The 26,107-nt window shown below is 29.9% G+C and carries 24 protein-coding genes and 1 riboswitch; of the genes, 22 read left to right on the forward strand and 2 right to left on the reverse strand.

The features are described from left to right. Positions 1–47 precede the first annotated feature (47 nt). The 10 genes from MPAN_RS02130 to MPAN_RS02175 all read left to right on the forward strand — a co-directional run bounded on the left by MPAN_RS02130 (position 48) and on the right by MPAN_RS02175 (position 13,247). Entirely contained in the window at positions 48–1,820 is a 1,773-nt protein-coding gene (locus tag MPAN_RS02130; RefSeq protein WP_176239960.1) for an ABC transporter ATP-binding protein, read from the forward strand. Next, positions 1,807–3,597, forward strand: a complete 1,791-nt coding sequence (locus tag MPAN_RS02135; RefSeq protein WP_176239961.1) for an ABC transporter ATP-binding protein — start codon at positions 1,807–1,809, stop codon at positions 3,595–3,597. Before MPAN_RS02130 ends, MPAN_RS02135 begins: the two co-directional genes overlap by 14 nt. 158 nt (positions 3,598–3,755) lie before the next feature. Further along, a complete protein-coding gene (locus tag MPAN_RS02140) occupies positions 3,756–4,580 on the forward strand; it encodes a ZIP family metal transporter (RefSeq protein WP_176239962.1) in 825 nt (274 codons plus the stop codon). 16 nt (positions 4,581–4,596) lie between these two features. After that, on the forward strand, positions 4,597–5,262 hold the full coding sequence (locus tag MPAN_RS02145; protein ID WP_176239963.1) for a metal-dependent transcriptional regulator: 666 nt from the start codon (positions 4,597–4,599) through the stop codon (positions 5,260–5,262). Positions 5,263–5,298: 36 nt separating this feature from the next. After that, positions 5,299–6,615 carry a magnesium transporter gene (mgtE, locus tag MPAN_RS02150; RefSeq protein ID WP_176239964.1) on the forward strand — a complete coding sequence of 439 codons (1,317 nt, stop codon included), beginning with the start codon at positions 5,299–5,301 and terminating at the stop codon, positions 6,613–6,615. 1 nt (position 6,616) lies between these two features. Further along, positions 6,617–7,954, forward strand: coding sequence for a magnesium transporter (gene mgtE / locus MPAN_RS02155; protein WP_176239965.1), 1,338 nt, complete (start codon positions 6,617–6,619; stop codon positions 7,952–7,954). A gap of 53 nt (positions 7,955–8,007) precedes the next feature. Beyond that, entirely contained in the window at positions 8,008–9,495 is a 1,488-nt protein-coding gene (locus tag MPAN_RS02160) for a carboxypeptidase M32 (RefSeq protein ID WP_176239966.1), read from the forward strand. A 15-nt stretch (positions 9,496–9,510) separates the two neighbouring features. Further along, complete coding sequence (locus MPAN_RS02165; protein WP_176239967.1) at positions 9,511–10,728, forward strand: L-serine ammonia-lyase; 1,218 nt, start codon at positions 9,511–9,513, stop codon at positions 10,726–10,728. Next, a complete protein-coding gene (gene rlmD / locus MPAN_RS02170; protein ID WP_176239968.1) occupies positions 10,703–11,989 on the forward strand; it encodes a 23S rRNA (uracil(1939)-C(5))-methyltransferase RlmD in 1,287 nt (428 codons plus the stop codon). The genes MPAN_RS02165 and rlmD overlap by 26 nt, the downstream gene beginning before the upstream one ends. Positions 11,990–12,084: 95 nt before the next feature. Continuing rightward, positions 12,085–12,160, forward strand: a riboswitch (cyclic di-GMP riboswitch). Between the two features lie 403 nt (positions 12,161–12,563). Further along, positions 12,564–13,247, forward strand: a complete 684-nt coding sequence (locus MPAN_RS02175; RefSeq protein WP_176239969.1) for a PAS domain S-box protein — start codon at positions 12,564–12,566, stop codon at positions 13,245–13,247. Between the two features lie 136 nt (positions 13,248–13,383). Here MPAN_RS02175 and MPAN_RS02180 read toward each other — a convergent pair whose 3' ends face one another. Next, positions 13,384–14,679, reverse strand: a complete 1,296-nt coding sequence (locus tag MPAN_RS02180) for an ISL3 family transposase (protein WP_176239970.1) — start codon at positions 14,677–14,679, stop codon at positions 13,384–13,386. A gap of 192 nt (positions 14,680–14,871) precedes the next feature. Here MPAN_RS02180 and MPAN_RS02185 point away from each other — a divergent pair, with 192 nt between their 5' ends. Together MPAN_RS02185 and MPAN_RS02190 are read left to right on the forward strand one after the other, a co-directional pair. Further along, positions 14,872–17,982 (forward strand): response regulator, encoded by a 3,111-nt coding sequence (locus MPAN_RS02185; RefSeq protein ID WP_267910376.1) that lies wholly within the window; start codon positions 14,872–14,874, stop codon positions 17,980–17,982. Further along, positions 17,979–18,965: an HD domain-containing phosphohydrolase gene (locus MPAN_RS02190; protein ID WP_176239972.1), complete on the forward strand. Its 987-nt coding sequence runs from the start codon at positions 17,979–17,981 to the stop codon at positions 18,963–18,965. The genes MPAN_RS02185 and MPAN_RS02190 overlap by 4 nt, the downstream gene beginning before the upstream one ends. Before the next feature lie 122 nt (positions 18,966–19,087). Here the strand turns inward: MPAN_RS02190 and MPAN_RS02195 are convergent, their stop codons facing one another. Continuing rightward, positions 19,088–19,693 (reverse strand): MBL fold metallo-hydrolase, encoded by a 606-nt coding sequence (locus MPAN_RS02195; protein WP_176239973.1) that lies wholly within the window; start codon positions 19,691–19,693, stop codon positions 19,088–19,090. A 104-nt stretch (positions 19,694–19,797) separates the two neighbouring features. On the opposite strand from MPAN_RS02195, the gene cysK reads away from it, so the two are divergent. From cysK to recO, 10 genes are all read left to right on the forward strand, one after another. Further along, the gene (cysK, locus tag MPAN_RS02200; protein WP_176239974.1) at positions 19,798–20,724 is read left to right on the forward strand and encodes a cysteine synthase A; all 927 of its coding nucleotides are present in this window, start codon (positions 19,798–19,800) and stop codon (positions 20,722–20,724) included. Position 20,725: 1 nt separating this feature from the next. Beyond that, positions 20,726–21,268, forward strand: coding sequence for a serine O-acetyltransferase EpsC (gene epsC / locus MPAN_RS02205; protein WP_176239975.1), 543 nt, complete (start codon positions 20,726–20,728; stop codon positions 21,266–21,268). Between the two features lie 155 nt (positions 21,269–21,423). Then, entirely contained in the window at positions 21,424–21,648 is a 225-nt protein-coding gene (secG, locus tag MPAN_RS02210) for a preprotein translocase subunit SecG (protein WP_176239976.1), read from the forward strand. 68 nt (positions 21,649–21,716) lie between these two features. Beyond that, positions 21,717–22,430, forward strand: a complete 714-nt coding sequence (locus MPAN_RS02215; protein ID WP_176239977.1) for an RsmE family RNA methyltransferase — start codon at positions 21,717–21,719, stop codon at positions 22,428–22,430. A 66-nt stretch (positions 22,431–22,496) separates the two neighbouring features. After that, on the forward strand, positions 22,497–22,670 hold the full coding sequence (gene rpsU / locus MPAN_RS02220) for a 30S ribosomal protein S21 (RefSeq protein ID WP_176239978.1): 174 nt from the start codon (positions 22,497–22,499) through the stop codon (positions 22,668–22,670). A gap of 121 nt (positions 22,671–22,791) precedes the next feature. Further along, entirely contained in the window at positions 22,792–23,745 is a 954-nt protein-coding gene (locus MPAN_RS02225) for a PhoH family protein (protein ID WP_176239979.1), read from the forward strand. Next, complete coding sequence (gene ybeY, locus MPAN_RS02230) at positions 23,735–24,154, forward strand: rRNA maturation RNase YbeY (RefSeq protein ID WP_176239980.1); 420 nt, start codon at positions 23,735–23,737, stop codon at positions 24,152–24,154. Before MPAN_RS02225 ends, ybeY begins: the two co-directional genes overlap by 11 nt. Position 24,155: 1 nt before the next feature. Next, positions 24,156–24,557: a cytidine deaminase gene (cdd, locus tag MPAN_RS02235; protein WP_176239981.1), complete on the forward strand. Its 402-nt coding sequence runs from the start codon at positions 24,156–24,158 to the stop codon at positions 24,555–24,557. After that, positions 24,550–25,434, forward strand: coding sequence for a GTPase Era (era, locus tag MPAN_RS02240; RefSeq protein WP_231756802.1), 885 nt, complete (start codon positions 24,550–24,552; stop codon positions 25,432–25,434). Before cdd ends, era begins: the two co-directional genes overlap by 8 nt. 3 nt (positions 25,435–25,437) lie before the next feature. Then, positions 25,438–26,091, forward strand: a complete 654-nt coding sequence (gene recO / locus MPAN_RS02245; RefSeq protein WP_176239983.1) for a DNA repair protein RecO — start codon at positions 25,438–25,440, stop codon at positions 26,089–26,091. The last annotated feature ends 16 nt before the right edge of the window (positions 26,092–26,107 follow it).

A 26,107-nucleotide genomic window follows, 5' to 3' on the forward strand; every position in this document is an offset into this window, starting at 1 on the left:
GAAATGTTATATAATATGGATATCATCTATGAATTAAGGAGCACAATATGTTATTTGGAAAGCATTTTAGAAAATATTATTTAAAATACGCCCTATTTTTTTTAGTGGGTGTTTTTGTGTTAATAGCGGTCGACTGGCTACAGTTAGAAATCCCACAAATTATTGGTAGAATTATTGATACATTATATCAAGATCAAGTAGATGAACAAATGATTTTAGATGGCATAAGAAGAATTGCAACTTTAGCAGTAATGATTGCATTTGGTAGATTCTTATGGAGATATACAATATTTGGGGCGTCAAGAAGAATTGAATATCAACTTCAAAATGTTATGTTTAGACATGGGACTAAATTATCTCAAAGTTTTTATGCTAATGAAAAAGTTGGGGGATTAATGAGTTATTTCATTAATGACTTACAAGCAATTCGTATGGCATTTGGACCAGGCTTATTGATGTTAGTAGATGGATTTTTCTTAGGGGGCTTTGCGATTTATCGTATGGCAAACTTAAATGGAAAATTGACTATTATAGCTGCAATCCCTATGTTATTATTGACTGTTGTTATGGTTTTTATTAGAAAGAGTATGAGTGCTAAGTTTAAACTTAGACAAAAATCTTTTGAAGAATTAAGTGATTATACTCAAGAAAACTTTTCTGGAATTACAGTTATTAAAGCATTTGTTAGAGAAGCAAAAGAGTATTTACTATTTAAACAAAGAAACGATAACTTATATAATAAGCAAATGGGATTTGTTAAATATATGGTATTTGTAAATATCATGATTTCATTGGCATTAAATGTAGTTATTTTAACTATTATTGTTTATGGTAGTTTACTTGTTATTTATAGAGAATCAACCGGATTAACTCCAGGACAATTAACAGAATATATAAGTTACTTCTTTACGTTAATTTGGCCTACTATGGCGCTTTCAAGGTTCATTCAAATTCAATCACAAGCTAAAGCAAGTGCTGAAAGAATCGAATCTTTCTTGGATCATGAGGTTGAAATTAAAGATAGTGATGATGTTGAACATGTTGAAAATTTAAAAGGTAATATTGAAGTCAGAAATTTAACTTTTCAATATCCTGATGGAGATCAGCCAGTATTAAAAGATGTTTCATTTCAAATTGAAGCAGGTCAAATGGTTGGAATTCTAGGAAGAACTGGTTCAGGGAAAAGTTCATTAGTAGATTTATTTTTACGTATTTATAACTTAGATAAAAATCAGATTTTTATTGATGGTCATGATATTATGAAACTTCCAATTCATACCGTAAGAGAAACTATTGGATATGTACCACAAGATAATTTCTTATTTTCTGAGTCTATTACTTCTAATATAGGATTTGCATATCAAGAAATTAGTGGCGAAAAGATTGAAGAAGCTGCAAGATTATCAGATGTTTATGATAACATTATGGAGTTTAAAGAAAAATTTCAAACAGTTTTAGGAGAACGTGGTGTTACAGTTTCTGGTGGACAAAAACAAAGAATCAGCATCGCTAGAGCATTAGCTAAAAATCCTGAAGTGTTAGTATTAGATGATTCAGTATCTGCAGTTGACACAAAAACTGAAGATGCAATTATTAGTAATCTACATCGTGTTAGAAAAGGTAGAACAACAATATTTATTGCTCACCGTATTTCAACAGTTAAAAAGATGGATAAAATTATATTATTAGATGACGGTAGAGTTGCTGCCGTTGGATCACATAAAGAATTACTTAAGACATGTAAACTATATCAAGATATGGTTAAACGTCAACAATTAGAAAATTTAGTTCAAGGAGGTAGTTCTAATGAAGGACTTTAAGGACAACACTCGCGAACGAAGTGACAAAGAGGTTTTACGAAGATTAGTTAGATATATGTTGCCATATAAAAAACAATTTTTCTGGATTGTCGTCATGATGTTTATTGGGATTGCTATTCAGTTATTGCCTCCATTTTTAATTGGTTTTACTGTAGATACAGTCTCAAGTGATGTATTGACTCAAACGCAAAAATTGTATCGAATTCTTATAATGGGTGGATCATTTATAGTTGCATTAATTGTAGGAAATACAATAAACTATTTCCAATCCATCTTACTACAAAAAGTTGGACAACAAACAGTTGTAACACTTAGAAATGATGTATTTAATCACATTGAAAACTTAGCGATTAGTCAAATCAATGAAGTTCCTGTTGGTAAATTAGTAACAAGAGTTGTTAATGATACAAACACAATTAGTGAAATGTATACCAGTGTTGCAGTAAATTTAGTTAAAAACATTATTTACATATTCGCAATTTTAGTAGTTATCTTAGTTATTAGTATTAAAATGACTTTATATGTATTAATTGTTATACCATTTGTTATCATAGCCTCCATTCTATTTAGAAAGTTCTCAAGAGCATCTTATAGAAGAGTACGTGCAAATGTTGCAGAAGTTAATGCATTTTTATCAGAAAACTTATCTGGTATGAAAATCACTCAAATATTTAATCAAGAAGAAAAGAAGAAAAATGAGTTTTTTGAAAAAACAACAAATCTAAAAAAGAGTTATTTAAGAGAAATATTAGTTTTTGGTATATATAGACCAACTATATACCTATCAGCAATGATAGGATCTATACTTGTTTTATTTATAGGCTATCAAGAAGTTATGGCAGGAGTTATTACTGCAGGTATATTATTTTCTTTTTATAATTATGTAGGTGACTTTTTCCAACCTATCCAACAGTTGGCTGAAGACTTTAACATTTTACAAAATTCATTTGCTAGTGCAGAAAAAATATTTGATGTACTAGATACTAAACCTATTATTGCAGATGAAGATGATGCAATTGAACTCGAATCATTTAGTGGTAGAATTGAATTTAAAGATGTTTGGTTTAAGTATATAGAAGATGAATGGGTGTTAAAAGGTGTTAGTTTTGATGTAAATCCAGGAGATACTGTGGCCTTTGTTGGAGCAACCGGTTCTGGTAAGACAACTATATTAAGTTTAATTGTAAGAAATTATGACATCCAAAAAGGTCAAATACTAATTGATGGTGTTGATATTAAACGTATTAAACGATCATCTCTTAGAAAACATATTGGCCAAATGTTACAAGATGTGTTCTTATTTAGTGGAACGATTAAAGATAATATCACTTTAAAAGATGATGAAATCACAAAAGAAGAAGTTATATCATCAAGTGAGTATGTTGGAGCAAATACATTTATTGATAAATTGCCAGATAGTTATGATCATGTAGTACTGGAGAGAGGAAACAACTTCTCTAGTGGTCAAAGACAGTTAATATCATTTGCAAGAGCTCTTGTATATAATCCTAGTTTAATGATTTTAGATGAAGCTACTGCAAACATAGATAGTGAAACAGAAGAATTAATTCAAGAGTCACTTCAAAAATTGATGAACATTTCAACAATGCTTATCGTAGCACATAGATTATCAACTATACAACATAGTGATAAAATCATCGTTATGCAAAAAGGTGAAATTAAAGAATTTGGTAGTCACCAAGATTTACTTCAATTAAAAGGATTGTATTACAATCTTTATAGATTGCAATATGATGAAGAGTTACAAATAAAATAAACGTTTATGGAGAAGCTTTAGCTTCTCCTTTTTTTTTATTCGATAAAGATGCCATAAATTTTTTACTATTTCATCTTGTAAAATCAATATTTATATGCTATACTTAATATGAAATTAAGGTAAGCCTTAAAATATAAAACGAAAGATAGGTGGTTTTCATGTTAGAGTGGTTTATGGCGTTGAGTTTTCCATTGCAAGCCTTACTGGCAACTTTGTTTACATGGGGAGTTACTGCACTAGGTGCAGCGTTAGTTTATTTTTTCAAAACAATTAATAGAAATGTATTTAATTTAATGTTAGGATTTGCTTCAGGTGTTATGATTGCAGCAAGTTTTTGGTCATTATTAGCACCAGCCATTGAAATGGCAAATGAACAAGGTGCAATTTCATGGCTTGTTGTTGCTATTGGTTTTGGAGCCGGTGGAGTATTCTTATACATAGCAGATAAAACAGTACCCCATATGCATTTTGGTATGAATCATGATAAAGAAGGACTTCCAACAAAATTAAAAAGAAATATTTTACTTGTATTTTCTATTACCCTTCATAATATTCCAGAAGGATTAGCAGTTGGGGTTGCATTTGGTGCAATTCAATATACAACTGGTGATCCAGTTGCAGCAACACTTTCAGCAATCGGATTAGCTTTAGGAATTGGTATACAAAACTTTCCAGAAGGTGCAGCAGTATCTATTCCGCTGCGACAAGAAGGAGTTTCAATGCACAAGTCATTTTTATTAGGACAAGCATCTGGATTAGTAGAACCAATTGCCGGTGTTGCAGGAGCGCTTTTGGTTATATCTATTAGCCAAATTCTACCTTACGCACTAGCATTTGCTGCAGGAGCTATGATTTATGTTGTAGTTGAAGAGTTAATACCAGAAGCACAACAAAAACAAACACCTGAAGGTGCACATTTTGCAACCTTTGGCGTTATGGTTGGATTTATTTTGATGATGATGCTAGATGTAGCATTAAGTTAGAAAAGAGTGTGAAATCATGCTAAATAGAGCAGAAGAAGATTATATTAAAACTATATATGAATTAACAATTCAAAATGAAGATATTTTAGTTAAGACTAATGTGATTTCTGAACATTTTGGATATACAGATCAATCAGTTAATGAAATGATTAAAAAACTAGCTAATAAAAAGTTAGTTTCTTTTCTACCATATAAAGGTGTGAAATTAACACCAAAAGGTAGAAATGAAGCTATTAGAATGGTTAGAGTTCATAGAATTTGGGAAGTTTTTTTAACAGAAAAATTAGGTTTTTCATGGGAAGATGTCCATGAAGATGCAGAAAAACTTGAGCATGCTACAAGCAAAGATTTGCTTGAACGTTTATATGCTTTTTTAGGAAAACCAGACTATTGTCAACATGGTAATCCTATTCCTGATGAAAATGGACTTGTTAAATTAGTTTCTCACTTCAGTTTGGATCAATGTAGTGTTGGAGATTGTTTTAAAATGACAAGAGTACTAGATTTTAAAGCGTTGTTAACATATCTAAACCAAGAAAATATTAGTCTAAACGATGAATTTGAAGTCATTGAAAAAGATGAGTTTAATAGCATTATAAAGATTAAACATCAACATGAAGAAATAACAATATCCTTAAAGACTGCAAAGATGCTTTTTGGAAGCGTTGTAAATAAGTCATAATGAATAAAAATAAACTAGAAAGGAGCTAATCATTATATGTTAAAAGAAATATTAAAACTAAAAAGAAAAGATATGATACAAAAGCTTGATGAAATTCATGGCTTTGATATGGCACAATCATTTCTTGAACTTAAACCTGAAGAAAAAATAAAACTCTATACTGTTATAAATAATGAAAAGCTTGCTGATCTAGTTTCTTATTTAGAACCTGATGAAGCAGCATTGATCTTGCAAGATTTTGATATTATTAAACAAAAGCAAGTCATTGAAGAAATGGAACCTGATGATGCAGCAGATATCATTTCAGAATTAGAAGAAGATAATCAAGAGCAACTTTTAAATGCATTAGAAGATTCAAGTGAAATATTATCACTTATAGAATATGATGAAGATGAGACTGGTTCAGCAATGACCACGCTCCTTTTGACTTTAAATCCTCTAATGGATGTTAAACAGGCAACAAAAAAAGTAATCAAAGAAGCTCCTGAAGTAGAAACTATCTCTACACTATTTGTAGTTGATGAAGCAAACCACTTTTTAGGCATTGTTGGCTTAAAAAAATTATTAAAAGCGAAACTGCCTTTAACAGTTAAAGATATTATGATAGATCAACCATCTGTTTATGATACAGATCCTATCACTGAAACAATTTCTAAAATTAGAAATTATGCTATTTATGAAATTCCTGTTGTTAATCATGATCAAGAACTTTTAGGTATGGTTACTTTAGATGATGCACTTGATATTTATGAAGACGAAGCACAAGAAGACTTTGAAAAACTATCTGCATTACCTGAAACTATAGAACAAAATGCTTTTAAAACTGCAATGCATAGAATACCTTGGTTATTGATGTTATTAATTATCTCAATTCCTATTTCATTAGTAACTTCTTTATTTGGAGAAGTGTTAACAGCAGTAGCTATTTTAATTATATTTCAACCCCTAATATCTGGATCTGCTGGTAATGTGGCAACACAAACCTTAGCAGTTACGCTAAAGATGTTTGCAAAAAACGAAGAAGGGGTCTTAAAAAACTCATATCGTGAAATAGTTACAGGTATCATTAACGGATTTGTTATTGGACTTGTTGCATTTGGAGTTACATATTTATTTACATCAATGAATCAACACTTAACAGATATTCCTTTTAAAATTGCATTTATTGTTGGACTATCTTTATGGCTTACGGTATTGATTGCTCCAATTATTGCAGTTTCAGTACCAGTTACTTTAAAGAAATTAAAATTAGATCCTGCTGTTGCAAGCGGTCCTTTTATTACGACGTTAATAGATTTATCTGCAATTAGTTTATATTTTGGTCTTGCTACCATTCTTTTAGGAGGTGTGTAAAATGGCTAAACGTATAAATTTTAAAAACAGCGATGCACTTCTAGATAAAATGTTTGATGCTATTCATGCATATGACTTATCTGTTTTATATCCATCCTTAGATGATATAGAAAAAAGAAGAATGACTACGCTTATTTCAAATGAAAAATTTAGAGATATGTTCGTAGAACTTGATCATGATGATCAAGTAGAAGTCATAAATCTTTTACCTGAACCAAGACAAAAAGTAATATTTAAAAATCTTGAAAGTGATGATTTAAAAGAATTTATTGAACAACTCGATCAAGAGACTCAAAAAAATTATTTAAACAAACTTACAAAAGTAAAAGCTAAAACTATAGAGTTATTACTTCAATATGAAGAAGATTCTGCAGCATCCATGATGTCTACAGACTTTATTTCCCTAGATAAAGACACGAGTATTAAAGAAGCAACTTATCGTGTTATAAGAGATTCAAAAGAAAGCGAATTTATTGATACGATATTTGTGACTGATGAAGATCAAAAACTCATAGGTAAAATAGATATCAAAGACCTGATTATCGCTCGAGAAGACCAAAAAATGGAACAAATCATGAAACAAGATTTTCAATTTGTAAATGAAAATGATTCCATTGAAAAAGCAATTGATAAGATCCAAGATTATGATAAAAATGCAATAGCAGTACTTGATGTTAATAAACATATCATAGGCATCATTACGGCAGATGATATATTTGATGAATTAATCGAAGACTATGATGATGATTATCAACGATATGCATTAATTCAAGATCACCAATCTTCTTATACATCTATTCAAAGAAGTAAACAAAGACTTCCTTGGTTATTTATAGCAGTAATTCTAAATCTTGTAACTGTCTCACTTCTATCTTTATTTGCAAATACATTAGAAACTGTAACAGTGCTTGTTTTATTTCAACCTATGATTTTAGGTATGGCCGGAAATATTGGAACGCAAAGTTTAGCGGTTACGATTTTAGGAATTAGTAAAGATACATTTGATAAAAAAGCTAAGGTCAAAGCACATATTATAAAAGAATTAAGTGTGGGTATCTTGAATAGTCTCATACTTTCAATCTTAGCATTTATATTTGTATTTACTTTACTTACAGTGATACATTCAAATCAACAACAACCTATTGAAATTGCACAAATTGTATTTATTGCAATATTTAGTTCAATGACAGTATCAGCTATGATGGGAACATTAGTTCCATTAGCGCTAAATAAATTTAAAATTGATCCAGCATCTGCATCAGGGCCACTTATGACAACGATGAATGATATACTGGCTTTAATGATATATTTTGGAGTAGCAACCATCGCATTTTTATAACATAATATCTAGGATAGTATGTTATACTATATGAGTAGAAAGAGGGTATAAAAATGGAAAATTATATTAATATTTACAAGGAAACAAGAAAAAAAATTAAAGCTTATGGTTATATGATGTGGCTTATGAGCTGGGATCGTGAAACAGAAGCGCCTAAAGCATCTCTAGCTTATAGTTCCAAACAATTTGGAGTTATTCAAGAAGAGTTATACAAAATAGAGTCAGATCCTAAATTTGTAGAAGCAATTGAGAAATTATATGAAAACTTAAATGAACTTGATGATCAAGATTTCAAAGTTGAAATTAAACATGCTTATAAAGAACTTAGAATGATTAAAAAAGTACCTAAAGATGAATATCTTGCATATGGTAAACTTATTCAAAAAGGATCTCATATCTGGGCAGAAGCAAAAGAAAATAATGATTTTGAAGCATATAGACCAACATTAGAAGAAATTGTAGCTTTTAATCAAAAATTAGTTAAGTATTTAGAAACTGATGAATTAAAAGGCTATGATGTTTTATTAGATATGTATGAAGAAGGCTTCGGCGTTAAAGAATATGATTTATTCTTTAATACAGTTAAAGAAGAATTAGCTCCATTTGTATTAGAAGTTACGTCACATAAAGATAGATTTAGTAGAAAACTAACAAAAGGAATTTTTCCGATAGCTGGTCAAAAAGAGTTTGGTAATTATTTAATGGAAGTTTTTAACTATGACCAAACAAAAGGTGTGCTAAAAGAAAGTGCTCACCCATTTACTTCAGGAACAAGCAGTGTTGACACAAGAATTACAACACATTATCATGAAGATAACTTATTATCATCCGTTTTCTCAACCATTCATGAAATGGGTCATGCTATTTATGAATTGCAATGTGATGAAAAATATGATGATACCATGTTACATGGAGGAACAAGTTTAGGTATCCATGAGTCTGAATCAAGAATGTTCGAAAACATGATTGGTAGAAGTTATGCCTTTTGGAAAGTACATTATCCAAAATTACTTGAAATATTCCCTAAACAATTAAAAAATATAACATTAGAAGAATTTTATAAGTTTATGAATAGAGCAGAACGTTCTTTAATTAGAATTGAAGCTGATGAACTTACGTATTCACTACATGTTTTAGTTAGATACGAAATAGAAAAACAACTTATTAGTGGGAAATTAAAAGTTAAAGACCTTCCTAAACGTTGGAATTCTTTAATGAGTAAGTATGTAGGCAAGAGACCTAAGACAGATAAAGAAGGTGTTCTTCAAGATATTCATTGGTCAGGGGGATCATTTGGATACTTCCCAACTTATGCTCTAGGATCAGCTTATGCAGCTCAAATTTATCAAGCAATGAATAAAGATATTAATGTTGAAGAAGTTGTCTTAAATAATGATATTAAACAAATCAATGCTTGGCTAAAAGAACATGTTCATAAATTTGGACAATCAAAAACACCAAAAGAAATATTACAAATCGCGACACATGAAGACTTTGATCCTTCATATTACGTAGATTATCTAAAACGTAAATTTAGCTAACAAAAAGGAAAATAAATGTTATCAATTAAATCACTATATCAAGTAGGCTATGGTCCATCAAGTTCACATACTATGGGACCTGCAAAAGCATGTCAAATGATTAAAGATCAATATACATACTTAGATAACTATGAGATTACTTTATACAATTCATTTGCACTAACTGGTAAGGGACACATGACCGAAGAAGCAATTATTGATACATTGTCACCTGCTATGGTGACTTTTTCCGCTTTGATAGATGTTAGAAAACATCCTAATACAATGCTTATCAAAGGATACTTTGAAGAAAAGCTTATTGTAGAAAAAGAAGTGATGAGTGTCGGTGGTGGACGTATTGTTTTTATGGATCAAGAAGATGTTGATCCGATGATTTATCCTCACCATACATTTAAAAATATTAAGAAATATTGCATTGCTAATAATATGTCACTATATGATTACGTAGTCATGGTTGAAGGCGATCAAATAATTGAATTTTTAGAAGGTATTTGGGATGCTATGACACTAGCAGTAGAAAAAGGTATTCATACCAGAGGTATATTGCCAGGACCTCTTAAAATGAAAAGAAAAGCTTATGATCTTTATCATAATTTAAGAGAAGATGAATATCCTGAAATTTCTGAAAATAGATTAGTAAGTAGTTATGCATTTGCGGTAAGTGAAGAAAATGCAAGTGGTGGTATTATTGTTACTGCACCTACATGTGGTGCAGCTGGTGTGCTTCCTGCAGTCTTATACTATATGAATCAAAAGCATAAAGTAGTAACAAAACAAAGAGTTATAAAAGGTCTAGCAGTAGCTGGACTAATCGGAAACTTAATTAAGTTTAATGCTTCCATAAGTGGAGCAGTTGCAGGATGTCAAGCAGAAATTGGAAGTGCTTGTTCCATGGCAGCTGCAGCACATGCAACATTATTTAATTTATCTATTGATCAAGTGGAATATGCAGCAGAAATCGCAATGGAACATCACTTAGGATTAACATGCGATCCAGTCAATGGATATGTTCAAATTCCATGTATAGAAAGAAACGCCGTAGCAGCCCTTAGAGCCATTGATGCATGTGGCTTATCATATTTTTTAAGTGATTCAAGGAAGATAAGCTTTGATACAGTTATTGAAACTATGTATCAAACAGGTTTAGATATGCATACATCTTACAAAGAAACTTCACAAGGTGGTTTAGCAAAACATTTTAAAGAGGATGATAACGATGTTAACTGTTGGTAGTATAATTACAGAAAAAGTGATAGACGTAGATTATTTAGGACAAGGTGTCATTAAACATGATGGCTATGTCATTTTTGTGCCAAAACTGATTGATGGTGAATTGGCAAAGATTAAGATTACAAAAGTTAAAAAGAACTTTTGTCAAGGACAAGTTGTAGATATTTTAGAGGCAAGTCCAGATAGAAATCAAGACGTAAGCCAATTAGATGCACTTAATTTATATCATATGTTGCCTTCTAGACAATTAGCTTGGCAAGAAAAAACAACTGTAGAAACATTTAAAAAAATTGCTGATTTAGATATATCTTTAGATGAAACAATCTATGATGATAGATATATAAATTATAGAAATAAATCAGTATTCCATGTCATTGAGGATTCTGTTTTAAGACTAGGATTATATGATACTACAAAAAACAATATTGTAGATACCGATGATTTTATATTATCAGATGTCGTGACTAATAAAATTTTGAAATTCATCAATGATGCAAAATTCAAGATAGAAAAAAACGGATTAACTCACGTTGTTTTTAGAACAAATCTTAAAGGCGAAATTTTGGTAACCTTTGTTTCAAGGAAAGACCAAATTAGAGGATTAACTCAAGTTGTTGAAGCACTTCAAATGTTTAGTTTTGTAGTGGGAATCACGTTTAACGTGAATAGAAACCATAAAGTCATTCTAGGAAAAGAAAGCACAACTCTATTTGGCGAAAATATCATTAGAGAGCGATTAAACGGAATTGATATGTTAATTAATGATAGAGCCTTTTTCCAAATCAATGTTCCAGTTATTGAAAAAGCATATCAACTGATTAAAGATGATTTAAGCAATAATGATGTTGTTTTAGATGCATATAGCGGGATTGGTTCAATTGGCTATTATATTTATGACAGAGTTAAAAAAGTTATTATGGTTGAATCTAATAAACAAAATATAAATCTAGCACATCAAATAAGAGATCAATTTGACGTAAATAATATTGAGATTTCTTATCAAAGAGCTGAATTGTATCAAGCCAAAGAATCTATTGATAAAGTAATTTGTGATCCGCCAAGAAATGGATTAATGCCAGAATTTGTTGATACATTACTTCAAATGAAACCAAAGAAAATATACTATCTTTCATGTGATGTGAAAACTTTATCAAGAGATGTTAATTTATTAAAAGAAAATTATATGATTGAAAGTATTCACCCAATAAGAATGTTTTATCATACAACATCTTTAGAAACACTAGTTGTTTTAAAACAAAACTAAATCAAGTAATTATTGTTTAGTTTTAGAAACTTTTTTTAAGCATTGACAAATATCTAATATCATTACAAAATGATTATGGTTTAATTATAAGAATAAAATGTTAAAAGCAAACCTAGGGAAACCTAGTGTCGCAAAGCTAAAGGACCTTTAATATGGTATCCAGTTGTCATTAGAAATAATGATGCTAGTTTTTTATTTATTTTTAGGAAATAATATTACATGTAAATCTTAAGTATTTATTAAGTAAATCTTACAAAATTATTACAAGCCTATTTTATAGTTAATATTTATTTATAAAAAATTTAATTTGTTGAAATATAATCATTAATTTGTTAGTATATTATTACTATTGTGCATTATTTAACAAGAAAAAACGCAATTATTATATAAAAAATTTAGAGGTGCTGTCGTGAATAAAAAACTAATCAGTAAAATTGAGAAGGAATTCTTTGCTATACGAAAAAAATCTATTTCATATAAAGATACTATCAATGAATATCTCTTGACGTTAGAGACTGTTTTTAGTTTAGTTAACGCCTATATTTGCATGTATGATTCGAGCGGGAACAAAAAAATGACAATCAATGATGTAGATGATAATAATAATTGTGAAAATCAAACCGATGAATTTGAAACATATTCTCAAATTAAATGTGAAAAACAAAGTATTAATAATCAACATGAATATCACTTTAAGATTGATCATGGTGTAAATTTAATATTACGGTCTATAACCAATCAAGATAAGATGTTTTTCTCAAAGGATTTTATGTATTTACTAAACACTTATTTATCAAATGTCAAGGCTACTTATGATTTGTATGAAGAAAACCAACTTTTAAACAGAATTATAAAACAAATACCCGAAGCATTTGCATATAAAAATCTTAATGAGAAATACTTATATAGCAGCCATTTAACAGATCAAATGTATGAAGATAAAGTGGATTCAATTGCGGGAAAGACGGTTAGCCAAGTTTATCCAAAAGATGAAATTTTAAGGGTGAGAGAATTAGACAATGAGGCTATTAATTCCAAAACTGCTTTATCAAAAGAGTTTAAGATCTTTACAGATTCTGGTTTTGTTGATGTTGAATCTTTACGTGTTCCAGTTTTTGATTCCAACCAAAAACTTGAAGGTATCATATCTCTTAGTCGGGATGTAACACATATTAAAAAAACAGAAAAAATGCTAAAATCCAATTTAGATTTTTTAGAAATTATTATGAGCATTTCACAAAAATTTATGGCCCTGTAAAATAGATGGTGGCAAGTAAGAAAACCGCTGTCCAAAATATGGTGGCAAAACACCGCTGTAAAATAGGTGGTGGCAGAGAAATAAAAGCACTTGAAGTGAAAACTTCAGGTGCTATTTTTCTAGCTAAACATGATGATTATTTTAATTTAATGGGAACATCTTTATTAATGGAGAAAATTAAGCGATTTCTTAATCTATAAAAGTTTTTAATACCATTTGAAGATTTGATGACTGTTTTTATTCTTGAATTAACACCCTCAATAGGACCATTTGAAAGTCGTCTATTGTCCACCCTATAAAAAGAATTTTTGATCTCAATTTTCCATCGTTGAATCATCTTTCCAAAATCCCTGAACAGTTGATGATCGTGATTTTTAAACAGACGAATAAGATCGTCAAGTTCTTCATCACAGGTTTCATACTCTGCGGTTAAGTTAAATTCTTGATATCTCTCTTTTAGACGATAAGCAGATTTGAGTATATCATCTATGGATAATAAGTAATCAAGAATTGTAGATTTATGCCAAGAGGTTTGAAGTTTTTGTATACGAATCTTTCCATCATAAACATTCTCGTAGTTTTTAAGAAAAAAGTAGTGAAACTTCTTTAGCATATAATAATACATATCCTCATGTATTGGATTACTTTTGTGTGATTTATATTTATTCATGACTTCAATTCTTATATGGCGTATCGCCTCATTTAAGTTTCTAATGATATGAAATGAGTCTACAGCAATTAAAGCATGAGGAAACGCCCGTTCAATAACTTCCTTGTAAGATGGCCACATATCAATAACAAATGCCTTTACACGAATCTTCTCAGCTTTGGGAAATCTTGAAAAGACTTTAATCAAGTAATTTTTATGCCTTGTTGGATAAATATCAATAAGTTTATGATTTCTAAAATCAAAAAGGACGCAAGCATACTTATATTTTGAGACTTTTGAAGTATAGAACTCATCCATACAAATAACTTCTGGAAGAAGTCTTCTCCTGGCATCAACAAAATGATCAAAGATGTTGATAACTGACTGTTTAGAAACAAAGTAAGCATTAGCTGCAGAAGTAAAGGTATGTGTATAATCTTTTAAATGTTCTAAAATAGATAATTTAGTGTACGTTGATATAGATTCATATCTTTTAGAAAAAGGATTTTTTTCATAAAAGACTTTCCCACAGCATAGACATTTATATCTTCTAGCATGATAGATAAGAAGATACTTCTTGTCTATGAGAACACTATGGGTAATAGATCTAATTCTGAAACTATGGAAACGCTCAGTCTCATTCAGACAATTTGGGCATGTTTGAGGAGACTTAAAAAGTTTAATATGCATCTCAATTAGACCTTCTAAAGAAATAGAACTTATCGATTCAATTAAATGATCGATATGTTCGAGATTAAGTAGTTTTATGGTATCATCATTCATGAAGACCTCTCTTTCTACTATTTAGCTAGACACTATAATTGTAGCATAAGAAGAGGTCTTCTTTTTAAACCTAAAAGACCCTTTAAAATAAATGGTGCTCTGCCACCACCTTTTGGACAGCCTATCTTTAGCCACCATCCTTTTTACATAACTAAATTTATTAATATTGATTTAAATGAATTTGATAAATCAATCAATCAAGCGCTTAAGATGGTTGGAGAATTCATGAAAATGGACCGAGTATATGTTTTTTTATATTATTTTGATGAAAACTATACTGAAAATACATTTGAATGGTGTAACAAAGATATTAAGCCAGAAATTGATGGACTTAAACATGTTCCATTAGATCATATACTTGAAAACTGGGTTAAGCCACATTTAAATCATGAAAACGTTTATATTGAGAATGTAGAAAATTTACCAAAAAATAGTGAGTTATATGCAGTATTATCACCCCAAAAAATAAAATCACTTTTAACAATTCCAATGTTTAATGAGAACAAATGTATAGGATTTGTGGGTTTTGATTCAGTTAAAGAAATTAATCATTTAGAAGATAATGATACAATGTTGTTAAAAATATTAGCAGAATTAATATCAAACTTGCATATAAAGAAAAATAGTTTTGATCAAATGAATCAAGTGTTAATGATCAATAAGCAAATAAGACAAAATTTAGAAACTTTTTTTAATAGAGTTGATGATTTTCTTTTCGTTTTAGATGAGCAAGGTAAGATTATTAATGTTAACAATGTTGTGATTGAGAAATTAGGATATAAACAGGATGAAATTATAGGCGAATCTATTCTAAAAATTCATCAAGTCGAAGACTACGATGAAGCTAAAAGACTCGTTAAAGGCATGATTTCAGGAGATGTTGATTTTTGTCCATTGCCACCAATCTTAACAAAATCAGGTAAAAAAATACCAGTGGAATCAAAAGTTACACACGGTATTTGGAATGGTAAACCAGCGCTTTTTGGCGTATCTAAAGATATCACACTTCTTAAAATTTCAGAAGATAAATTTAAAAAGTTATTTCATTCTAATCCATCAGCAAGTATGTTAATCACTCTAAAAGACAAGAAGATTATCGAAGCTAATGAATCTTTTTATACACTTTTTGAATTTTCAGAAGATGAAGTCATCAATAATACACCTATAGAACTTGGTATTATCACTGATAAGCTATATCAAACTATATATGGAGAAGATAAATATAATTCATCCATTGAAGTTGAGTTAAAAACTAAAAGCGGTGAATCTAAATTTGTTATATTAAAGTCTGATAAAATTGATATAAATGATTATACTTATATATATACTATTTTAAATGATGTAACAAAGCTTAATAAAACTAAGCAGGCATTAGATGAGATTAATGAAAAAAATCGAATAAAAGCTATCACAGAAAACAATGCCAAAACTCAATTTTTAGCTGAAATGAGCCATGAAATCCGAACACCTTTAAATGGGATTTTTAATTTAATATATTTATTAAGAAATACAAATTTATCGCAACAACAGCGGGAATATCTTGAAACAGCAAGTAATTCAGCCAACTCATTATCAATTATTATTAACGATATTCTTGACTTATCAAAAATAGAAGCTGGCAAGACTATAAGCATAACTCGAAAAACAAATCTTGAATCTGAAGTATACGAAATTGTTAATGTGCATAAGCACTCAGCAATTGAAAAAGGGATTACATTTAATTGTGATTTTGACTATGATATTCCACAATACATAAATATAGATAGAAAACATTTGCGACAAATTTTAATAAATCTTATTAGCAATGCAATAAAATACACTGATCATGGTAGTGTTACTTTTAGAATCCAACTAGAAAGCAAAAACAACGATAATATTGTCCTTGGGTTTGCGGTCATTGATACGGGTATAGGCATTTCAAAAGAATCAATTGAGTTTTTAACAGATAAATTTTATCAAGTAGATAATCAAAGCACTCGAGAGAATGTTGGGACTGGCTTAGGATTAACAATTACGAATAAATTGGTTCAATTACTTGATAGTGAATTACAAATTGATAGCACTTTAGGTGAAGGAAGTATGTTTTCATTCTCATTAAACATTAAAAACAATTATGATTCTATATCAGCGCCTTTTCAAGACTTAAAAAAAACCAAAATTCTTTTCATACAAAACAATGCTGATGATGTAGACAGACATGAAACAATGTTTAATTCAATGAATATTGTTATAACTAAAATATCGCTAAATACTTATTTAGAAACTTGGATGACTTTACCTTTGTTTGATTATATTAGGATTAGTCCAGAATTACATCAATATAGCGATTTAATGAACATATTATCATCGATTTCTAGTCGAAAATTTTTGATATTAAATAACTCCGATGAATTTCCTCTTGAGCAAATAAAAAAAGTCAATATTCATCATACATTTATCACCCCTTTTTGTAGACAAGAAGTATATAACTATTTAATAAAATCAGATAGTAAGCTAAAACCTATATCGCAAATCAAATTGGATAAGCTTTTAAAAAATTATCACATACTTATTGTAGATGATAATCGTATAAATAGAATGTCTTTATCAATGATATTATCGAAATATGGTTTCACCATAACCTCTGCAAAAGATGGGTTTGAGGCTTTTGATTTAATTAAAGAAACAGACTTTGACCTCATTTTACTAGATGTCCAAATGCCAGGTATGAATGGATATGAATTAACAGAAAAAGTAAGAAATTTAGGTGAAAAGTATGAAGACCTTGTTATAGTTACTCTAACTGCAAATGCTTTTCAAGATGATGTTAATAAAGGGAAAGCTGTTGGAGTAAATGGCACAATTACAAAACCCATTGATCCAGAAAAAATTATTGTTATAATCAAAGAATATCTAAAATTAGATGTTGACTCTAAACAAAATAGTTTTTCTAAAATTCAAATTCCAAATCATCTAATAAGTTTTAACAGTAACAAGTTTTTACAACATTTTGGAGACTCAAAAGATCTCATAGAGAATCTAGCTGCTTCATATTTAGAGGATTATCAAAATGATATTGACAAAATTGATACAGCTATTGCACAACATGATTTTCTAAGTATTGAAAAAGCCACACATTACTTTATTAGTTCTTGTTCAACTCTATGTGCTGATAGGCTTTATTGGGTATCAGAATATATAAAAAATGAAGCAAAAAATAAAAAAATTTCATCCATTATAGCTTTAAACAAAATATTGAAAGAAGAATCTATAGAATTTGCAAAAACACTTTCGAATTGGATTCATAACAGGAACATATCATGAAAGTATTGATAGCAGAGGATAATCGATTAAATCGTATTTCACTAACATCTTTTCTTGAAGAAATTGGGATGGAAGTTATGGCGGCAAAAGATGGTGAAGAAGCATATAAATTATGGGAAACCTTTCTACCACAAGTACTTATAACAGATTTACAAATGCCTAAGATTGATGGGATTAGTTTGATAAAGAAAATCAGACAAAATGATAATTATAACTATACATTTATCATAGTAGTAACTGCGGATAAGAATTTAGAAGTGTTAGAAAAAAGTTTTGAAGTTGGAGCCGATGATTACATAAGTAAACCATTTAAAAAAATCGAACTCCAACATCGCGTTAAAGCTGCCGAACGACTTATTGGTTTATTCGAGAATGAGCATATAGTTTATGCATTAGCACAACTAACAGAAACAAGAGATTTAGATACTGGGAAACATATAGAACGGCTTAGCGCATATTCAAAAGTTTTAGCAAGTGCATTAAAAAACAATCCAAAATACTCAAAGAAAATTTCTAATAGATTTTTAGATAATATTGCTATATCGAGTGTTTTACATGACATTGGAAAAGTAGGAATTCCAGATTCTATATTAACTAAGCCAGGAGTTTTCACCAAAGATGAACGAGAGATAATGAAAGAGCATACCATGATTGGATTTAAGACTATTCAGTCTATTGCAAAAAAATATCCTAAAATAAAATATTTAGAGACTGCTGGAGAGATTGCTCGTTGGCATCATGAGCGTTTTGATGGAACTGGATATCCTGATGGATTAAAAGGAGAGAATATTCCTGTTTCAGCTAGAATTGTTGCAGTGGCAGATGTGTATGATGCACTTAGGAGTCATCGTGTCTATAAAAAAGCTTTGACACATGAGGAGTCTAAAGCAGTTTTAATTGAGGGTAGTGGTACCCATTTTGATCCAGATATTATTGATGCATTTTTAAGTGTTGAAAACTATTTTAGCAAAACTAAATACTAAAATTATTTTTAAACTTATGTATTAATCTATGATTTAAAAAGTGTCAATAATAGAATCAATTGTAAAAAAAAGCATTTATCATGCTTTTTTTGTTTATTACATTTAATTGTGGCTAAGTTAGTTTAATTTTTAACGTATTGATTATGAAGTTTTTCAAATCCTATTGTCGTTGATATACCATGTCCTGGATAAACTTTTGTCTCATCTAAAAATAAATCATACATTTTATGGATGCTTGCTTTAATCTCATCAAAATCTCCAAATGGCAAATCTGTTCTACCAATTGTTTGATGAAATAAAGTGTCTCCTGAAAAACAGATATTATAATCTTTATTATACAAGATGGTACCACCTTTAGAATGTCCTGGTATATCATAGATGTCAAAAACAATATCATCTAGGATGATTTGGTCACCTTCAGATACATAAGAGTCTATTGGTATAGGATAGCCTAATCGATTATAATTTTGATTGGTAAACCAAATCTCATCTTTTTTAGGTCCATATGTCTTTGCATTAAAGATATCTTTTAAGTATTTAATACCTGCAACATGATCAACATGTCCATGGGTTGCGTATATTAAGATAACTTCTAAATCATTATCTTTAATAAAATCCACAACTTTTTGGCTTTCTTCACCTGGATCGATAATGATTGCTTTTTTGTTATGATAAACAATATAACAGTTACTTCTATACATACTTAAAATAAAACTTTTAATTTCCATTTCTATCACCTTTTTTTAGTATATCATAAATATATTTTTTAAGTCGTATTACAAGCAATTTTACATTAAAACTTATATAATATAAAAGGTAAGGACGTGACCATATGAAAATAGCAAACAGTTATATAGAATTAATAGGAAAAACACCATTGTTAAGATTAAACAATTACGAAAAATTAGTTGGAGCAAAAGCCCAAATCATTGTAAAACTAGAAAACTTTAATCCTTTAAGTAGCGTTAAAGATCGCCTAGCGTTTGCTTTAATAGATACTATTGAACGTCAAGGTTTAGTTAAACCTGATTCAGTATTTATAGAACCTACAAGTGGGAACACCGGTATAGGGTTGGCATTTATATGTGCAGCTAAAGGCTATAAACTCATTCTAGTCATGCCAGAATCTGTTACAGAGGAAAGAGTCATGATTGTTAAAGGGTTAGGCGCAGAAGTTATTTTAACTAAAAAAGAGGCAGGCATGAAGGGTTCAATCGAACTTGCTAAATCTTTAGTTGAAAAAAATCCTAATTATATTATGCCCCTACAATTTGAAAATCTTGCGAATCCTGAAATCCATAGAAAAACTACAGCATTAGAAATTTTAGAAGATACAGATCACCAAGTTGATTTCTTTGTTGCTGGAGTAGGAACAGGTGGAACCATCACAGGTGTTGGCGAAGTATTAAAAAAAGATAATAAAAATGTCAAAATCATTGCTGTTGAACCTGAAGGTTCACCAATGATATCAAAAGGTATCGCAGGCCCACATAAAATACAAGGTATTGGTGCAGGATTTATTCCAAGTGTTTTAAATCTTGATATCATAGATCAAATCATTACAGTTAGTGATGAAGATGCTTTTGAGACAACAAGAACCTTAGCTAGAGTTGAAGGTGTCTTTGCGGGTATCTCATCAGGTGCAAATTTATATGCAGCAACTCAACTAGCATTAAAAGAAGAAAATAAAGGGAAGAGGATTGTTGCGATTGTTTGCGATACTGGCGAACGTTATCTATCGACAACATTATATAAATAATATGTTTTTTAAATGTACGATTAAAGATGTAAATTCAGCTAAGAAATTTGATCCTGCTTCACCAGGGTGTATCATGTTATATTTTACATATCCGGGTGTTATAGCATTAAGAAGACACAGAACAGCACATTGGTTATGGAAAAAAGGATTGAAAACTTTGCCTAGATTTATCAGTTATAGAACAAGAAGAAAAACAGGTGTTGATATCCATCCAGGAGCTACTATAGGCAAAGGAGTATTTATCGATCATGGCATGGGTGTCGTTATTGGTGAAACTGCTGTTATTGGAGACAATTGTGTTTTATATCATGGAGTTACATTAGGCGCTAATACTTTTGAGAAAGTGGATAGACATCCTAAAATCGGAAATAATGTCATCATGTATGCACATGCAACGATTATTGGACCTATTCATATTGGAGATAATTCGATTGTTGCAGCAAATGCTGTAGTTGTTAAAGATGCTCCAGCAAATAGTAAATTGATTGGTGTACCAGCCCATAAATTTCAAAAACAAAATGATTTATCATCAAGTTTTAGATAAATGGTAAATACTTAAATAAAAGGTCAAAATAGAAGTAAATGTATAAAAGTGATTTATTAGGAAAAATAACTATGTGAATTCATCAAGATATATCAAGTTTGATTGACAAAAGCTTAAAAATTTGATATCATAAATTGAATTTTAGGAGGACGCTTATGCTTTGGATAGATTGGATAGCAATTATTTCTGCTGTTCTACTAATTGTAGCTGTATTATTACAATCATCAGAAGATAATATACAAGATGCATTTAGTGGAGAAAAATCTGAGTTATTTAAAAACAAGAAAATACGTGGTATGGAATTATTTCTAACACGTGCTTCAATCGTTTTATCAATTATAATGATTGTTTCAGTTGTTTTATCAAATAATATTAGATAATGAAAATAACAAATTAAAAGAGTGTTTCTTAGGAAATGCTTTTTTCATAAAGAAAGGACTTTTAAAAGATGGCACAACGTTATTTTTTAACAAAAAATGATTTTGAAAATAAATCAATTACAACCGATGATAAACACCATATTCTTAAAGTCATGCGTATGAGATCAAATGACTTCATTGAAGTGTGTTATCTTAAGACATGTTATCTTGCAAAACTCTCAATAAATGAGCAACAAATAAGCTATGAAATCATTGATACATTAGCGCAAAGAAGAAGTGTAGATGTCACATTAATTCAAGGACTACCAAAAGGTAATAAAATAGATATTATCAGTAAATATGCAACGATGTTTGGAGTTTCTAAAATGTTATTTGTTCAAATGGATCGTTCAATTGCTAAAGAGAAGAATAGTGATAATAAAATAAGAAGGCTGAATTTAATTACAAAAGAAGCAGCTGAGCTTGCTCATCGCTTTGATATTCCTGAAATAGCATTTTTCAAATCTTTGAAAGATATAGATTTTAAGACTTTTGATTTGATTTTATTAGCAGATGAAAATGAAAAAACAATAATGCTAAATACAGTTGTAAAAACAACTGATTTAGATAAGAAAATAGCCTTAATTATTGGTCCAGAAGGTGGTATATCTGATAGTGAAAGAGTATTTTTTAATCAAAAAAACGCGCATATAATTTCACTTGGAGATAACATTTTACCAACAGAAATAGCAGCGATTTATGCTCTATCCTACATATCTGTTAAAAATACTGAATTATTTTGACAAATATATAAAAATCATATATAATGTAAAAGGTTATGAAAATTAATCGTGGAAGGAGGGTAGACTATGCCTAAAACAATCGTTCGCGAAAAAGAATCACTAGAAGATGCTTTACGTCGTTTTAAACGTGATGTTTCTAAGTCAGGAAACCTCCAAGAAGCGAGAAAACGTGAGTTTTACGTTAAACCAAGTGTAGAACGTAAAGACCGCCAACGCGCAGCACGCGCTAAGAAAAAGTAAACATTTAAAAAGCGCATCGAAAGATGCGTTTTTCTATCATTAGGAACCTAAAAAAGTACAGATGTGCTTTTTTATTTTTCGTGGTGTGGTATAATAAATATACGGTTAAGGAGCTGATTTAATGAAATTAAATCAACAAATTCATCATGCGGAATCGATTTCTCGATTAGTTGGAGTTCAGGATCGTAACTTATTAGTTTTCAAGCAATATTTAGGAGTTTTAGTCTCAGTAAGGGGATCGGAAATTTTTACTGATGCACCTAAAGAAAAACTCCCTATCTTGGAAGCTATTTTTGCTGTTTTGGTTAAGCTTGCAGAACATCAAATTCAGTATAATGAAAGAGATGTTATGTATATCATAAAGTTAGCTGAAAAAAATCAATTAGATGGAGTTTTTGACCTATATATAAATAGAGAAAAAATATTAATTAATGATCAAGGAAAAAGTATTTATCCAAAAACGTTCAATCAAAAACATTATATAAAAGCTATTGAAAATTATGATTTAGTTTTTGGTGTGGGACCAGCGGGTACAGGTAAAACTTATTTAGCTGTAAGTGCTGCAGTTAGAGAGTTAAAAAAAGGTAAAGTTAGAAAACTAGTTTTAACTAGACCAGTTGTTGAAGCGGGAGAATCATTAGGTTTCTTACCAGGTGATTTAAAAGAAAAAGTTGATCCTTACTTAGTTCCTTTATATGACGCACTTTATGAAATGCTTGGTGTACAAACAACATTATCTTTATTAGAAAAAGGTGTTATAGAAATTGCACCACTAGCCTACATGAGAGGAAGAACTTTAGAAAATGCTTTTGTTATATTAGATGAAGCACAAAATACGACTAAAGCACAAATGAAAATGTTTCTAACAAGACTTGGATTCTCATCAAAGATGGTCATCACAGGTGACCCATCACAAACTGACTTAAAACATAATATCGAAAGTGGATTATCACATGTATTATCTATCTTAGATGATATGCAAGATATTAAAGTTGTTAAATTTGGAAATATTGATGTTGTTAGACACCCACTTGTTCAACATATTCTTGAAAGGTATGATCGACATGAAAATTAACATTCATAATCAAACTGATGAATCCATTAAAGAAGTCAAATTAGTTTTAAACAAAGTATTTAAAACAGTTGATGATCCATCAAGTATGGAAATCATATTGGTTACCCAAGAAATGATTCATCAAATGAATTTAAAATTTAGAGATATAGATCGTCCTACAGATGTTTTAAGTTTTATAAATGATGATCAAGATATAGAATCTTTAGGAGATATATTTATCTCATTAGAACAAGCAAGAATTCAAGCACTTGATTATGATCACTCATTTGCAAGAGAAGTTGGTTTTCTTGCGGTGCATGGATATCTTCATTTGAAAGGCTATGATCATCATAGCGATATTGAAGAAGAAGAAATGATTAAAGCTCAAGAAGAAATATTAAATAAAGCGGATTTAAAAAGGAGAAATTAAGATGAAAAACATTGAACAAGCTAAATTAGCTAGAAATAAAGCATATGTACCTTATTCAAAATTTAAAGTAGGTGCAGCAATTCTGTTAAAAGATGGCACATACATTCATGGAGCAAATATAGAAAACGCTAGTTATCCTTTGGCTAACTGTGCTGAAAGAAGCGCCTTGTTTTCTTTGCTAAGCCAGGGATATAAAAAAGAAGATATAGTTTCAATGACAATTATTGCAGATTCTGAACATCCTATCTCACCATGTGGTGCGTGTAGACAAGTGATGCATGAACTCATGCCAAAAGATACACCTATTTATCTTGCAAATCTAAAAGGAGAAGTAAAAGAAACTGATCCTGATGATTTACTACCATACGCATTTGAAACTTTTGATGAGGATCACGATGCATAAATCAGGATTTATAGCGATTGTTGGTAAACCTAATGTTGGTAAATCAACATTATTAAATGCTTTAATCGGACAAAAAGTAGCAATAATGAGTCCAAAACCACAAACAACAAGACACCGTATAACAGGTGTTTTATCAGCAGATGATTATCAAATGATCTTTGTAGATACACCAGGTATGCATAAAGGTAGAGATTTATTAAATAAGGCAATTGATAAAGTAGCCGTATCAAGTTTAAAAGATGTAGATATGGTATTGTTTGTTGTTGATCGTATGAAAACAGCAGCTGAGGATTTTATTATTTCTTATTTTAAAGGATTAAAAAAACCAATATTTTTAGTTGTAAATAAAATTGATGAACTTGACGGGAATAAAGGTATTGATGAAATCATTATGAGCTATTTAGGAACATATGATTTTGATGCATATTTTCCTGTTTCAGCAAAAGATTTAACACATATCGATAAAATTAAAGAATCATTGATTAAATATTTACCAGAAGGACCTAAATATTTCCCACCAGAGATGAAAAGTGATCAAAGCCAAACAATGATGATGTCAGAGCTTATTCGTGAAAAAATTCTGTATTACACAGAACAAGAAATTCCACATGCGGTTGCGGTTGTCATTGAAAGTATTTATCATAATGAGGAACATGGACAAGTTGATGTTTCAGCACTTATTGTTGTCGAAAGACCTACACAAAAACAAATACTCATTGGTCGTGGTGGAGATAAAATCAAACATATTGGTACAGAAGCAAGAAAAGAGATTAATCGAATCTTAGACACTAAGATTCATTTAACAATATGGGTAAAGGTGAAAAAAGATTGGCGAAATCGACCAAGTGATTTAAAAGCATTTGGATTTGGAGAATAGTGTATGGAAGGGTTAATCTATAGAGTTCAACCATATCAAGAGAGTTCAAGATTACTTTTTGTTTTTACACCAAAAGGCAAGATTACATTACTTGCAAGAGGTGCACAAAAACTAAAAGAAAAATCAAGAGTCTTATCGCAATTTTTAACCCACATTTCATTTAAAGAGCAAGATCGTAAAACTTTTTATACATTAAGTGAACCAAAGATTATCAATGAGTACCAAGCGCTTAAAACAGATTATCATAAAACAAAAAAAGCTGCACTCATTTTAGAGATTATTGATCAATTGGTCATAGACCATGTAAACTATAAATCTATTTTTGATGACATGATACTTGCACTAAATGAAAATGACATCAATGTATCTAGTTTAAGTTTTTCACTTAAGATTTTAAAACCTTTGGGTTATGAACTTAATTTAACAGCAGATGGTCGAACCATCAAAGGAATTAGTATAGAAAAAGGTGGACTGGTTTACCAAGGTGAACAAGAATCCATTGATTTAAACACAAAAGATGCGTTAAGTCTTTTAAAACTTTACTATTTACCTTATAATGAACATGGTATCTATGAAATAGATACGTTAGCCAAATTAGAAGAATTTATTAAAAAATACTATCAATATCATCTTCATATCACACTAAAAAATATGTAGATGAATTAAAATCACA

It is taken from the genome of Mariniplasma anaerobium (assembly GCF_016865445.1).
Taxonomy (GTDB): Bacteria; Bacillota_I; Bacilli_A; order Acholeplasmatales; family Acholeplasmataceae; genus Mariniplasma; species Mariniplasma anaerobium.

What these genes read in the sequence shown, in the direction of transcription:
- MPAN_RS02130 (WP_176239960.1), top strand. Translation starts at nt 48, where the DNA reads ATGTTATTTGGAAAGCATTTTAGAAAATATTATTTAAAATACGCCCTA.
- MPAN_RS02135 (WP_176239961.1), top strand. Translation starts at nt 1,807, where the DNA reads ATGAAGGACTTTAAGGACAACACTCGCGAACGAAGTGACAAAGAGGTT.
- MPAN_RS02140 (WP_176239962.1), top strand. Translation starts at nt 3,756, where the DNA reads ATGTTAGAGTGGTTTATGGCGTTGAGTTTTCCATTGCAAGCCTTACTG.
- MPAN_RS02145 (WP_176239963.1), top strand. Translation starts at nt 4,597, where the DNA reads ATGCTAAATAGAGCAGAAGAAGATTATATTAAAACTATATATGAATTA.
- mgtE (WP_176239964.1), top strand. Translation starts at nt 5,299, where the DNA reads ATGTTAAAAGAAATATTAAAACTAAAAAGAAAAGATATGATACAAAAG.
- mgtE (WP_176239965.1), top strand. Translation starts at nt 6,617, where the DNA reads ATGGCTAAACGTATAAATTTTAAAAACAGCGATGCACTTCTAGATAAA.
- MPAN_RS02160 (WP_176239966.1), top strand. Translation starts at nt 8,008, where the DNA reads ATGGAAAATTATATTAATATTTACAAGGAAACAAGAAAAAAAATTAAA.
- MPAN_RS02165 (WP_176239967.1), top strand. Translation starts at nt 9,511, where the DNA reads ATGTTATCAATTAAATCACTATATCAAGTAGGCTATGGTCCATCAAGT.
- rlmD (WP_176239968.1), top strand. Translation starts at nt 10,703, where the DNA reads ATGATAACGATGTTAACTGTTGGTAGTATAATTACAGAAAAAGTGATA.
- MPAN_RS02175 (WP_176239969.1), top strand. Translation starts at nt 12,564, where the DNA reads ATGACAATCAATGATGTAGATGATAATAATAATTGTGAAAATCAAACC.
- MPAN_RS02180 (WP_176239970.1), bottom strand. Translation starts at nt 14,679, where the DNA reads ATGAATGATGATACCATAAAACTACTTAATCTCGAACATATCGATCAT.
- MPAN_RS02190 (WP_176239972.1), top strand. Translation starts at nt 17,979, where the DNA reads ATGAAAGTATTGATAGCAGAGGATAATCGATTAAATCGTATTTCACTA.
- MPAN_RS02195 (WP_176239973.1), bottom strand. Translation starts at nt 19,693, where the DNA reads ATGGAAATTAAAAGTTTTATTTTAAGTATGTATAGAAGTAACTGTTAT.
- cysK (WP_176239974.1), top strand. Translation starts at nt 19,798, where the DNA reads ATGAAAATAGCAAACAGTTATATAGAATTAATAGGAAAAACACCATTG.
- epsC (WP_176239975.1), top strand. Translation starts at nt 20,726, where the DNA reads ATGTTTTTTAAATGTACGATTAAAGATGTAAATTCAGCTAAGAAATTT.
- secG (WP_176239976.1), top strand. Translation starts at nt 21,424, where the DNA reads ATGCTTTGGATAGATTGGATAGCAATTATTTCTGCTGTTCTACTAATT.
- MPAN_RS02215 (WP_176239977.1), top strand. Translation starts at nt 21,717, where the DNA reads ATGGCACAACGTTATTTTTTAACAAAAAATGATTTTGAAAATAAATCA.
- rpsU (WP_176239978.1), top strand. Translation starts at nt 22,497, where the DNA reads ATGCCTAAAACAATCGTTCGCGAAAAAGAATCACTAGAAGATGCTTTA.
- MPAN_RS02225 (WP_176239979.1), top strand. Translation starts at nt 22,792, where the DNA reads ATGAAATTAAATCAACAAATTCATCATGCGGAATCGATTTCTCGATTA.
- ybeY (WP_176239980.1), top strand. Translation starts at nt 23,735, where the DNA reads ATGAAAATTAACATTCATAATCAAACTGATGAATCCATTAAAGAAGTC.
- cdd (WP_176239981.1), top strand. Translation starts at nt 24,156, where the DNA reads ATGAAAAACATTGAACAAGCTAAATTAGCTAGAAATAAAGCATATGTA.
- era (WP_231756802.1), top strand. Translation starts at nt 24,550, where the DNA reads ATGCATAAATCAGGATTTATAGCGATTGTTGGTAAACCTAATGTTGGT.
- recO (WP_176239983.1), top strand. Translation starts at nt 25,438, where the DNA reads ATGGAAGGGTTAATCTATAGAGTTCAACCATATCAAGAGAGTTCAAGA.